The 12,110-nt window shown below is 61.3% G+C and carries 7 protein-coding genes, 2 tRNA genes and 2 rRNA genes (1 of these 11 only partly in view); 5 read left to right on the top strand and 6 right to left on the bottom strand.

The genetic code is table 11. The features are described from left to right. The 4 genes from KMZ68_RS04760 to KMZ68_RS04745 all read right to left on the bottom strand — a co-directional run. A 23S ribosomal RNA gene (locus tag KMZ68_RS04760) occupies positions 1–794 on the bottom strand; it reaches 2,052 nt to the left of the window's first position. Between the two features lie 443 nt (positions 795–1,237). Then, positions 1,238–1,313, bottom strand: a tRNA-Ala gene (locus KMZ68_RS04755). Between the two features lie 72 nt (positions 1,314–1,385). After that, a tRNA-Ile gene (locus tag KMZ68_RS04750) sits at positions 1,386–1,462 on the bottom strand. A 210-nt stretch (positions 1,463–1,672) separates the two neighbouring features. Then, positions 1,673–3,163 (bottom strand): 16S ribosomal RNA (locus KMZ68_RS04745). Together the 16S and 23S rRNA genes with 2 tRNA genes alongside form the textbook arrangement of a ribosomal RNA operon. An 832-nt stretch (positions 3,164–3,995) precedes the next feature. Between KMZ68_RS04745 and KMZ68_RS04740 the strand changes: the two genes are divergently transcribed. From KMZ68_RS04740 to KMZ68_RS04730, 3 genes are all read left to right on the top strand, one after another. Continuing rightward, positions 3,996–6,050 carry a M23 family metallopeptidase gene (locus tag KMZ68_RS04740; protein ID WP_215614728.1) on the top strand — a complete coding sequence of 685 codons (2,055 nt, stop codon included), beginning with the start codon at positions 3,996–3,998 and terminating at the stop codon, positions 6,048–6,050. A gap of 166 nt (positions 6,051–6,216) precedes the next feature. Beyond that, entirely contained in the window at positions 6,217–6,576 is a 360-nt protein-coding gene (locus tag KMZ68_RS04735; protein WP_215614727.1) for an SPW repeat protein, read from the top strand. A gap of 58 nt (positions 6,577–6,634) precedes the next feature. Then, entirely contained in the window at positions 6,635–6,889 is a 255-nt protein-coding gene (locus KMZ68_RS04730; RefSeq protein ID WP_215614726.1) for a hypothetical protein, read from the top strand. Between the two features lie 43 nt (positions 6,890–6,932). On the opposite strand, the gene clpB is transcribed toward KMZ68_RS04730, so the two are convergent. Continuing rightward, positions 6,933–9,572, bottom strand: coding sequence for an ATP-dependent chaperone ClpB (clpB, locus tag KMZ68_RS04725; protein WP_215614725.1), 2,640 nt, complete (start codon positions 9,570–9,572; stop codon positions 6,933–6,935). A 226-nt stretch (positions 9,573–9,798) separates the two neighbouring features. Between clpB and KMZ68_RS04720 the strand changes: the two genes are divergently transcribed. Next, positions 9,799–10,587: an MOSC domain-containing protein gene (locus KMZ68_RS04720; protein WP_215614724.1), complete on the top strand. Its 789-nt coding sequence runs from the start codon at positions 9,799–9,801 to the stop codon at positions 10,585–10,587. A 165-nt stretch (positions 10,588–10,752) separates the two neighbouring features. Here KMZ68_RS04720 and KMZ68_RS04715 read toward each other — a convergent pair whose 3' ends face one another. Continuing rightward, positions 10,753–11,130, bottom strand: coding sequence for a tautomerase family protein (locus tag KMZ68_RS04715; RefSeq protein WP_215614723.1), 378 nt, complete (start codon positions 11,128–11,130; stop codon positions 10,753–10,755). A 94-nt stretch (positions 11,131–11,224) separates the two neighbouring features. Here KMZ68_RS04715 and KMZ68_RS04710 point away from each other — a divergent pair, with 94 nt between their 5' ends. After that, on the top strand, positions 11,225–12,082 hold the full coding sequence (locus KMZ68_RS04710; RefSeq protein WP_215614722.1) for a LysR family transcriptional regulator: 858 nt from the start codon (positions 11,225–11,227) through the stop codon (positions 12,080–12,082). Positions 12,083–12,110 lie beyond the last annotated feature (28 nt).

Below are 12,110 nucleotides of genomic sequence, written 5' to 3'. Positions count from 1 at the left end.
CCTCACCTTCAACCTGCTCATGGCTAGATCACTAGGTTTCGGGTCTAATACAACGAACTTGGCGCCCTATTCAGACTCGCTTTCGCTGCGCATACGCCTATCGGCTTAAGCTTGCTCGTTAAATTAAGTCGCTGGCCCATAATACAAAAGGTACGATGTCACCCAGAACGTATCTTGGGCTCCATCTGTTTGTAGGTGTCCGGTTTCAGGTCTATTTCACTCCCCTCGTCGGGGTGCTTTTCACCTTTCCCTCACGGTACTGGTTCACTATCGGTCGCTGAGGAGTACTTAGGCTTGGAGGGTGGTCCCCCCACGTTCAGACAGAATTGCACGTGTTCCGCCTTACTCAAGGATACATCATCGCATTACCCGTACGGGGCTATCACCCTCTGAGGCCCTGCTTTCCTGACAGGTTCCGGTTGTCTTTGATGTATCACTGGCCTGGTCCGCGTTCGCTCGCCACTACTAACGGAGTCTCTGTTGATGTCCTTTCCTCCAGGTACTTAGATGTTTCAGTTCCCTGGGTTCGCTTAAAACCTCCTATGAATTCAGAAGTTTCATACCTTCACTTGATAACTGGAAATCCAAAACCTCGCGGCTTGGTCTCACACATTGCTGCATGAACCCCAGGACACAAGGCCTTGGAGTTCCAGCTATCGAAGGTGGGTTTCCCCATTCGGAAATCCGTGGATCAAAGCTTCTTCGCAGCTCCCCACGGCTTATCGCAGCGTAGCACGTCCTTCATCGCCTCTCAGCGCCAAGGCATCCACCGAACACCCTTAAGGCACTTGATTGCTCTCATTATCAATGTCCACACACTCGGCAGAATGTAGTCCGCACACTTGCCCTGGGATCGAAACCCTGAGGCGCGCACCCTCGATGAATGCTGCATGCGGCTGGACACTGATTAGAAAGACCAGCTTGCTTCGTAAGATCAACCCGATGATGAGGCGGTCAAGCTTCACCAACAAGGACATTTACAACCCGATCATCTTGCGATGAACGGGCGCCGAAACGTCCCGGAGATAGTGATTGGAATGCCGCGAATTGCTTCGCGAGATCCCAAACTCGGATCAATCTCCTCTTTACGATGTCAGAAATCCCGCACCCGCATCCCGCTAGGGACGCAACGTGCGAAGTGATGTTTCGCGGACGATTATCTTGAGCCACTCTGCTCAGAGGCGCTCAATCAGAGGCGCTTCAATCAGGAGGCGCTGTGTCGATCCTCAATTCCATCTGGTGGAGCCAGACGGGATCGAACCGACGACCTCATGCTTGCAAAGCACGCGCTCTCCCAGCTGAGCTATGGCCCCGTACCAGAAGACGAATGCTTACGTCGATCATTGAGACGCATCTCCCTGAAGAGATGACACGCTCGATCAAAGTGGTGGGCCTGGGAAGACTTGAACTTCCGACCTCACGCTTATCAAGCGCGCGCTCTAACCAACTGAGCTACAAGCCCCTAACACGAGGGAACTTGCTCGCGCGCGCCGGCTCAACGCCAACGCATCGCACAAGCGCAGCCCCTGGCGCGTGTTCGTCCGCGAAGAAAGAGAAACGAAGACGGCGAAATCCCGCCAATGGAGCTCAACAATCCTGAAATTGCTGGCCCCTGATGTTTCTAAAACGATCCGATAGAACGGCGTGAGCCGATCTGAAGGATCATCCTTAGAAAGGAGGTGATCCAGCCGCAGGTTCCCCTACGGCTACCTTGTTACGACTTCACCCCAGTCGCTGACCCTACCGTGGCCGGCTGCCTCCCTTGCGGGTTAGCGCACCGTCTTCAGGTAAAACCAACTCCCATGGTGTGACGGGCGGTGTGTACAAGGCCCGGGAACGTATTCACCGTGGCATGCTGATCCACGATTACTAGCGATTCCAACTTCATGGGCTCGAGTTGCAGAGCCCAATCCGAACTGAGACGGCTTTTTGAGATTTGCGAAGGGTTGCCCCTTAGCGTCCCATTGTCACCGCCATTGTAGCACGTGTGTAGCCCAGCCCGTAAGGGCCATGAGGACTTGACGTCATCCCCACCTTCCTCGCGGCTTATCACCGGCAGTCTCCTTAGAGTGCTCAACTAAATGGTAGCAACTAAGGACGGGGGTTGCGCTCGTTGCGGGACTTAACCCAACATCTCACGACACGAGCTGACGACAGCCATGCAGCACCTGTCTCCGGTCCAGCCGAACTGAAGGATTCCGTCTCTGGAATCCGCGACCGGGATGTCAAGGGCTGGTAAGGTTCTTCGCGTTGCGTCGAATTAAACCACATGCTCCACCGCTTGTGCGGGCCCCCGTCAATTCCTTTGAGTTTTAATCTTGCGACCGTACTCCCCAGGCGGAATGCTTAAAGCGTTAGCTGCGCCACTAGTGAGTAAACCCACTAACGGCTGGCATTCATCGTTTACGGCGTGGACTACCAGGGTATCTAATCCTGTTTGCTCCCCACGCTTTCGTGCCTCAGCGTCAGTATCGGGCCAGTGAGCCGCCTTCGCCACTGGTGTTCTTGCGAATATCTACGAATTTCACCTCTACACTCGCAGTTCCACTCACCTCTCCCGAACTCAAGATCCTCAGTATCAAAGGCAGTTCTGGAGTTGAGCTCCAGGATTTCACCCCTGACTTAAAGACCCGCCTACGCACCCTTTACGCCCAGTGATTCCGAGCAACGCTAGCCCCCTTCGTATTACCGCGGCTGCTGGCACGAAGTTAGCCGGGGCTTATTCTTGCGGTACCGTCATTATCTTCCCGCACAAAAGAGCTTTACAACCCTAGGGCCTTCATCACTCACGCGGCATGGCTGGATCAGGCTTTCGCCCATTGTCCAATATTCCCCACTGCTGCCTCCCGTAGGAGTTTGGGCCGTGTCTCAGTCCCAATGTGGCTGATCATCCTCTCAGACCAGCTACTGATCGTCGCCTTGGTGAGCCGTTACCTCACCAACTAGCTAATCAGACGCGGGCCGATCTTTCGGCGATAAATCTTTCCCCGTAAGGGCTTATCCGGTATTAGCACAAGTTTCCCTGTGTTGTTCCGAACCAAAAGGTACGTTCCCACGCGTTACTCACCCGTCTGCCGCTGACGTATTGCTACGCCCGCTCGACTTGCATGTGTTAAGCCTGCCGCCAGCGTTCGCTCTGAGCCAGGATCAAACTCTCAAGTTGGACTTGAAACTTTAAACCGGCTGATCACAACGTTTTGACGAGGTCCCACCATATTTATCGCCCGCGATTCACATCGCTGACGACGATGGTGTAACCTTTAAAACGTGTACCGCCGAAGTCTTTCGTCCAGCCTCGATACTAGAAAACCGAAGTTCTCAAGTAATCGAGACTCGCAAGGACTCCGCCGTCCACGTTTCTCTTTCTTCATCTTCACTTGTCAAACAGCCCGGGGTCCGAAAACCCCACTTCCATCTCTGGAAGGTTCGCGAGACTCTCATTCGACGACAAATAACAACCGATGACTATCGGCTGTTGATTCACTCATCTTAGTGAGGAGCATCACGGGCGCGAAAGCTTGCCTTGGCCAAGGGCCAATGCAGCGCCGCGCTCAGTGGTCGGGTTATAAGCCCCCCCGATCGGGCTTGTCAACGGTCGTTGTCAACAAATCGTCGCATCGGGTCAGAGAATCCTGCACCGCGAAGAAGTCTCCATTTTTCGGGACTTTGCGCCGTACTTGAGCCACAATCCTGCGACGATCTGGCTATACGTAGGCATTGAATCGCCTGAAGCCAGTGGGGGCTGCCGGCGTTCATCTACCAGGGAACCGGCGATCTCTAACGAACCCGTCGCCTTTCCCTTGCGGCCGAGAACATCGAGAGATTTGCACACCATTATCGTTCGAGATCCCGGCCGGCCGTTTGGCCTCTGAATCCCGGACATTTATGCGTGTGGCACGCCGTGCTCCCGAATCTCCCCCTCTTGAGAGGGCGAACCGGGTCATGGAAGAGCCAAGGTCTTGTCGAATGTTGATGGAATGTGGGGGGACACTGGGTTGAACCAAAGGACGTCACGCGGGGGCGGCTACGGACGCGAGACCGGGATCATCGATCTCGGTCACGAGCCGCCGCTTTCCGTCGATGGCTCCGAGGCCGCGGTGATCGACCGCCGCCGTGTCTCCGTGCAGTGGTTCAGCGGCACGATTCTGACCGGTCTGTGCGGCGCAGCCCTCATCGGCGGCGCCGTTTTTGCGTCGCTCGACGGCGAAATGACCTTTGCCAAGGTGCCGGAACGGGTCGAGGGCGCGCTGCGCGGCGCGTTCGGCGCCAACGACAAGAATGCCACCCTGCACAAGAGCGATCGTCTGCCGCCGCCCAGCGAATCGACCGCCGCCCGCAACGTGGTGCGGGTTTCCACGGTCACCCGCGTCGGCAACCGCGACGTGATGCGGGTACGGCCGTTCATCCGCATCTCCGGCAATCTGTCGCTGTCCACCAGCGACCTCAGCGCCAAGATCCCGCCATTCAACGCCCAGCGCATGCTGACCGACGTCGGCGCCGCCGTCCCCGCAGCCGCGGAAGATCCGAATAATCCCGACGCGGTTGAACCCGACGCCGAAGTCTCGTTCGTCACCAAGGACCTGGCGCCGATCCTGCCCAAGGCGAAGCTCGCCGCGGTGGTCGCGCTCGACGAGGTGATCATGCGGGTGCGCGATGCCTCGAGCTGGCGCGGCAACAGCGGGGTGCGTTACACCGCCCTCGCCACTGCCGACGTCTCCGGCGCCAAACCCGACATCAAGCTGGCCTACGCCACCGAGGGCAACGTCACCGCCGATCCCTATGCCGGCTTTGAAACCCGCGTGGTCCCGGAAAACGTCACGCTGCTGCCGAAGACCAAGGATCAGATCACCGGCGGCAATCCGAACGGCGAACGCGTTCATGTGGTCAAGAAGGGCGACACCGTCCAATCGATCCTGCGCGATCAGGGCGCGACCCCGGAAGAGGCGAAATCCATCGCCGCCACGCTCGGCCCCCGCGGTCGCGACGGCGGACTGAAGGAAGGCCAGAAGCTGCGCATCCTGATGGCGCCTGCCGGCCCCGGCCAGCGGCTGCAGCCCTATCGGGTAATCGTCGCCAACGAATCCACCATCGAAGCCGTCGCCGCGCTGTCCGATCTCGGCAAATACGTCGCGGTCGACGTGCAGAGCATGAACACCGTCACCGAGACCGCCGCGGCCGACGACGACGACGACGATGACGGCAGCGGCGTGCGGCTCTATCAGAGCATTTACGAGACCGCGCTGCGCAACAAGGTGCCGCCGAACGTCATCGAGGACATGGTCCGCATCTACTCTTACGACGTCGATTTCCAGCGCAAGGTTCAGCCCGGGGATTCGTTCGACGTGTTCTTCGCCGGCGAGGACGAAGGCGCCACCATCACCGAGAAGACCGAGGTGCTGTTCGCCTCCCTCACTGTCGGCGGCGAGACCAAGAAATACTATCGCTTCCAGACCCCCGACGACGCGGTGGTCGATTACTACGACGAGAGCGGCAAGAGCGCGAAGAAGTTCCTGGTGCGCAAACCGGTCAACAACGCGATCATGCGCTCGGGCTTCGGCGGGCGCCGCCATCCGATCCTCGGCTATGTGAAGATGCACACCGGCGTCGACTGGGCCACGCCCTACGGCACCCCGATTTTCGCTTCCGGCAACGGCGTGGTCGAACGGGTCGGCTGGGAAGGCGGCTACGGCAAATATGTCCGCCTGAAGCACAATAACGGTTACGAGACCGCCTACGGCCACATGTCGGCCTATGCCAAGGGCATGGAGCCCGGCAAGCGGGTGCGGCAGGGCCAGGTGATCGGCTTCGTCGGATCGACCGGCATGTCGACCGGCGCCCACGTTCACTACGAAATTCTGGTCAACGGCCGCTTCGTCGATCCGATGCGCATCAAGCTGCCGCGCGGCCGCTCGCTCGACGGGCCGCTGATGGCGAGCTTCGAGAAGGAGCGCGACCGCCTGGATGTCCAGATGAACAACCGCAACGGCGCAGCACGCGTCTCCGATGCCGCCGTCGGCACGCCGCAGGTGCGGCAGGTCAGCAACCGCTGAGCGTCCATAAAATCTGCACCACCTGAAATCGGTCGCGCTGCGCGCCCCGAGTTCCCGCAGCCGGGGGCCGGCACCGTATTCGATCAAATTTCAGGGAAGCGGCCTGGAACTCCGGCGGCCACTGTCCACTTGATTCACCGGGAATGCCTTCAAATGGAGGTGTGACATGGAGAACTGGACAAACGCAAAACTGTGTGACGTCGCGAACCTCGTCCTCGGCGCATTTCTGCTCTTCTCACCTTTGGCGTTCGGATTCGATGCCGGAATGGCCTCCCAGAACGCCTATATCTCGGGAATCGTGATCGCCGTGCTGGCTATCGCCGCACTTGCGGCCTTCGCGGTTTGGGAAGAGTGGTTGAACCTCGTTGTCGGATTGTGGGTACTGGTCTCGCCCTGGGTGCTGGGCTTCCAGGGAACCACTGCGATGACGATCCATGCGATCGTCGGCGCGGCCGTTGCCATCCTCGCCGCCATCGAGCTCTGGATGACGTCGCAACACCCGCGGCGGCTCACCACGAACCGCTGAGGCTCAATCTCCTGCCCGCAGCTACGTAGCGGCGGGCAGGACCTGAGGGATGAAGACCATGAGACGTCTCACGCGTGACGACGTGATCAGGGCGGTCCCCGGGGCCGACGATGTGACGATTGCCGAAATCATCGGAACCGGCGCGACGGCGGACGAACTGGCCGAGGCTCAAGCCTGGCTCGTCAATGACGAACCGCTGATGAACGCCGGCAAGCCGCTGGCGGGCGGGCGCGTCGGTGAGCTCATCGATATTCTTTCGGCACTCGAGCCTGACGAGGACTACGACAAGGAAGCCGGACCTGTCGTCATCTAGAAGTGCATGCCCGGCGCAGCCGCGCTGCGTCCGGGCATACGTTTCAATTCAGCTTGCGCTTCGGGACCGGCGTCTCGAACTGCGCGATCTCGGCGGTTTGCGGCGCCTTGCCGTTGAAGGTCAACACGTTGCCTTCGGTCGAAATCACCACGCGATCGCCGTCCGTGACCTCGCCGGCCAGGATCATCTCCGCCAGCGGATCCTGCAGGTTGCGCTGGATCACCCGCTTCAGCGGCCGGGCGCCATAGGCGGGATCCCAGCCCTTGGCGGCGAGCCAGTCGCGCGCCGCGGCATCGAGCGTGAGCACGATCTTGCGGTCTTCCAGCAACTTGGTCAGCCGGCCGAACTGGATCTCGACGATCCGGCCCATCTCGCTCTTCTGCAGGCGGTGGAACAGGATGATCTCGTCGACGCGGTTGAGGAATTCGGGACGGAAATGCGCCCGTACCATGCCCATCACCTGCTCGCGCACCGCCGAAGTGTCCTCGCCTTCCGGCTGGTTGACCAGGAAATCCGAACCGAGGTTCGAGGTCATGATGATCAGCGTATTGCGGAAATCGACGGTGCGGCCCTGACCGTCGGTCAGGCGGCCGTCGTCGAGCACCTGCAGGAGCACGTTGAAGACGTCGGGATGGGCCTTTTCGATCTCGTCGAACAGCACCACCTGATAAGGCCGCCGCCGCACCGCTTCGGTCAGCGCGCCGCCCTCGTCATAGCCGACATAGCCCGGAGGCGCGCCGATCAGCCGCGAAACCGAATGCTTCTCCATGTATTCGGACATGTCGAGCCGGACCATCGCGGTCTCGTCGTCGAACAGGTATTCGGCGAGCGCCTTGGTCAGTTCGGTCTTGCCGACGCCGGTCGGCCCTAAGAACATGAACGAGCCCATCGGGCGGTTCGGATCCTGCAGGCCGGCGCGCGAACGGCGCACCGCGGTCGCAACCGCATGCACGGCTTCGGCCTGGCCGACCACGCGCTTGCCGAGCATGTCCTCCATCCTCAGGAGCTTGTCCTTTTCGCCCTCGAGCATCTTGTCGACGGGCACGCCGGTCCAGCGCGACACCACCTGCGCGATGTGGTTGGCCGTGACGGCTTCCTCCATCATCTCGCCGGGGTTTTCCTTGGCCTCGATATCGGCAAGCTTCTTCTCGAGTTCGGGGATCCGGCCATAGGCCAGCTCGCCCGCGCGCTGATATTCGCCGCGGCGCTGCGCGTTGGCGAGTTCGATGCGAAGCGCGTCGAGCTCGCTTTTCAGCTTTTGCGCGTTCGAGAGCTTGTTCTTCTCCGCGCTCCAGCGCGAGGTCAGGTCGGCCGACTGCTTTTCCAGCTCGGCGAGTTCCCTCTCCAGCGTCTGCAGGCGGCTCTTCGAGCCGGTATCGGTTTCCTTCTTCAGCGCTTCCTGCTCGATCTTCAGCCGGATGATTTCCCGATCCATCGAATCGAGTTCTTCCGGCTTGGAATCGACCTGCATCTTCAGCCGCGCCGCCGCCTCGTCCATCAGGTCGATGGCCTTGTCGGGCAGGAAGCGGTCGGTGATGTAGCGGTTCGACAGCGTGGTCGCCGCCACCAGTGCGGAATCGGTGATCCGCACGCCGTGGTGCTGTTCGTACTTGTCCTTCAACCCGCGCAGGATCGAGATGGTGTCCTCGACGGTCGGCTCGGAAACGAACACTGGCTGGAACCGGCGCGCCAATGCCGCGTCCTTTTCGACGTGCTTGCGGTATTCGTCGAGCGTGGTGGCGCCGATGCAGTGCAGTTCGCCCCGCGCCAGCGCAGGCTTCAGGAGGTTGGACGCATCCATCGCGCCGTCGGCCTTGCCGGCCCCGATCAGGGTGTGCATCTCGTCGATGAACAGGATGATGCCGCCTTCGGCCGAGGTGACTTCCTGGAGCACGGCCTTCAGCCGCTCCTCGAACTCGCCGCGGTATTTCGCGCCCGCGATCAGCGAGCCCATATCGAGCGACAACAGCTTCTTGTCTTTCAGGCTTTCCGGCACGTCGCCATTGAGAATCCGCAGCGCCAGGCCCTCGACGATCGCGGTCTTGCCGACGCCGGGCTCGCCGATCAGCACCGGATTGTTCTTGGTGCGGCGGGACAAGACCTGGATGGTGCGGCGGATTTCCTCGTCGCGTCCGATCACGGGATCGAGTTTGCCGTCGCGCGCCGCCTGAGTCAGGTCGCGGGCATATTTCTTCAAGGCGTCATAGGCGTTCTCGGCCGTCGCACTGTCGGCGGTGCGGCCCTTGCGCAGGGATTCGATCGCGGCGTTGAGATTTTGCGGCGTGACGCCGCCCTTGCTCAAAATGCTGCCGGCCTCGCTGCTTTTCTCCAGCGTCAGTCCCAGCAGCAGCCGTTCCACGGTGACGAAGCTGTCGCCGGCCTTCTCGGCGGCCTTTTCCGCGGCGTCGAACGCGCGCGCGAGCTCTGGCGCGAGATAGACCTGCCCGGCGCCGCTTCCGGAGACTTTCGGCAGCTTGTTGAGGGCGTCTTCGGTCGCTTTGAGGATGGCGCGCGAATTGCCGCCGGCGCGGTCGATCAGGCCGCCGGCGAGGCCCTCGCTGTCGTCCAAAAGGACCTTGAGCATATGCAGCGGCGAAAACTGCTGGTGGCCGTCGCGCACCGCCAGGGATTGCGCCGATTGGATAAAACCGCGCGCACGCTCGGTGTATTTTTCGATATTCATCAGGTCATTCCCTCAGCCTGCCGCTCCGCCCCTAAGGCACGGTCGCCGCATCTTCATTGGGTTTCCGCTGGTCGTATTGACATGTCTCAACCGGCCGCGGCCGCGTCGCCGGCGGCTTCCCGACGGCTTGGGGCAAATGTGGGAAGCGGTTTCCCTGAACGGAAGGGGCAGGTTCACAAATTCGTGTGCGGTGGCGCCGGCCTAAGGAATCTCTTAAGGAAGCCGCATGTCACGCACCCCGCCCGCCCGGATCGCCAGCCTTTACCGCTATCCCGTCAAAGGCCTCTCCCCGGAACCACTGCCGCACGTCGCCCTGCGCGTCGGCGAGACCTTTCCGGCCGATCGCCGCTACGCCATCGAAAACGGCCCCAGCGGCTTCGATCCCGCCGCTCCGAAATGGATGGTGAAGGCCTACTTCCTGATGCTGATGCGGGACGAATGGCTGGCGGCGCTGCACAGCCATTTCGACGACGCCAGCAACGTCCTGACCATCGGCCGGAAGGACGGCGCGATCGCCGCCCAGGGCAATCTCGAAACCGCCGACGGCCGCGCCGCCATCGAGCGATTCTTTGCCGAAAGCCATGCCGGCTCGATCAAGGGCCCGCCAAAGCTGCTGTCGAGCAAGGGCCACAGTTTTTCGGATGTCGCCCGCAAGGTCGTCTCCATCATCAATCTCGGCAGCCTCCGGGCGATCGAGAACATCGTGGGCCAGCCGGTGCATCCCTTGCGGTTTCGCGCCAACCTCTATGTCGAGGGCTGGCCGGCCTGGCACGAATTCGATCTGCTCGACCGCACCCTGGCCATCGGCGACATCAGGCTGAAGGTCATGAAACGGATCACCCGCTGCGCGGCGATCAATGTCGATCCCGACACCGCCGCGCGCGACCTCGAAATCCCGCAGGCGCTGATGCGACGCCTCGGCCACAACGAATGCGGCATCTATGCCGAGGTGATCGAGGGCGGCAGCCTTGCCGTCGGCGATGCGATCGCGGCGGAGCAGCCGGAATTGTTGTGAGGCAATTCGGCGACCTATCCCACGTCATTGCGAGCGAACGGGGCGCGCAGCCAAGCGCGAGAAGTTCGACACAATTCCGGCGTCGTTGTTCGATCAGTTCCACTTGCCGGATCGGGAGGCTGCTGACAGCCGGTGGGTGTGCTGCGTTATGAACATCGCATCGCCTCACGCAAATTGCGCGAGGCCGTTGCCGACCGACCAATTCTCCTTCCCGGCGTCGGCAATGTTCACGAACACGTCCTCCGGCCGGATGCCGGGGCTTTCGCCGAGCAGTTCCGCGATCCGCCGGAACAGCGCTTTCTTCTGTTCCGCGGTGCGGGTGTTGAACACGGTGATCCGGATGAACACGAGATCGTCGCTCCGGGCGATGCCAAAGGCAGCGCCGTAGCGGAAGTTCGCGGCGTCATGCTCACTGATGGTCATGAACTGGTCGTCTTCAGGCACGTTGAGCGTTTCGCGCATCGCGCGGTAGAGGCTGTCGAAGATCGCCTGCCGGTAGGCTTCCGGCTTTCCGGCGCGCAGTGAGATGTGAAGCAGCGGCATCGCGGGTCCTTTCCATTTGTCCTGGCTTTACATTAGGTGCCGCCTGACTATTTTGGTACGCTATGAATATTGATATCAGCGATAACGTCTGGAAATGATCGAACGTCCCCTCGACCTGGATGCCGTAGAGGCTTTCGTGCGCATCGCCGAGCTCGAGAGCTTCACGCGCGCGGCTGAAGCCATGCGGACGACTCAGGCCGCGGTCAGCTTGAAGCTGAAGCGGCTCGAAGCGAAGCTCGGCTGCCGACTCGTCGAGCGGACGCCGCGGTCCGTGCAGCTTTCGGCGCGGGGCGAAGCCTTCCTCGAACGCGCTCGCGAACTCCTGGAGGTACACGATCGCGCGCTCGCCGAATTTGCCGGAGCCCGGCAGCGCCTCACCATCGGCATCAGCGACCATGTTGCGGGGCCGGAGCTCCCCGCGCTGATCGCACGCATGAACGCGCAAGACCCGCAGCTGTTGATCGAAATCCGGATCGGATCTTCGGGCGACCTGCTTCAAAGCTTCGACCGGCGGGAACTCGACACGGTGATCGTCCGCCTGCATGCCGGGCGGAACGACGGGAAAATTCTTGCCGAAGAAAAATTCGGCTGGTTCGCAGCGCCAGGCTGGCAGCATCGCGCGGGCGAGCCGCTGCCGCTTGCCACGATGGCAGCGCCTTGCGGCGTGCGTGCGATGGCGGGGCAGCTTCTCGATGCGGCGGGCGTGCCCTGGACGGAAATTTTCGTCGGCGGCGGCGTTGCGGCGGTCGCTGCGGCCGTCATGGCCGGGCTCGGCGTTGCTGCGTTGGCTCCGCGCATGCTGCCGTTTGGAGCCGTTGACGTAGGCCGTAAGCTCGGGCTTCCCGATCTACCGCGCTTGCCGGTTCTGCTTCACTCGAGGGTCAAGCACGGCCGGCCGCGCGATGCGCTTGCCGCACTTTCGGCTGCCTACAGGAGCGCAGTGCGAGGCTAGCCAATGCGCCCGGGGTCGCCTCGCCTGC

Origin of the sequence: Bradyrhizobium sediminis, from assembly GCF_018736105.1 — a bacterium.
Taxonomy (GTDB): Bacteria; Pseudomonadota; Alphaproteobacteria; order Rhizobiales; family Xanthobacteraceae; genus Bradyrhizobium.
This window is presented reverse-complemented; position numbering and strand designations above follow the sequence as displayed.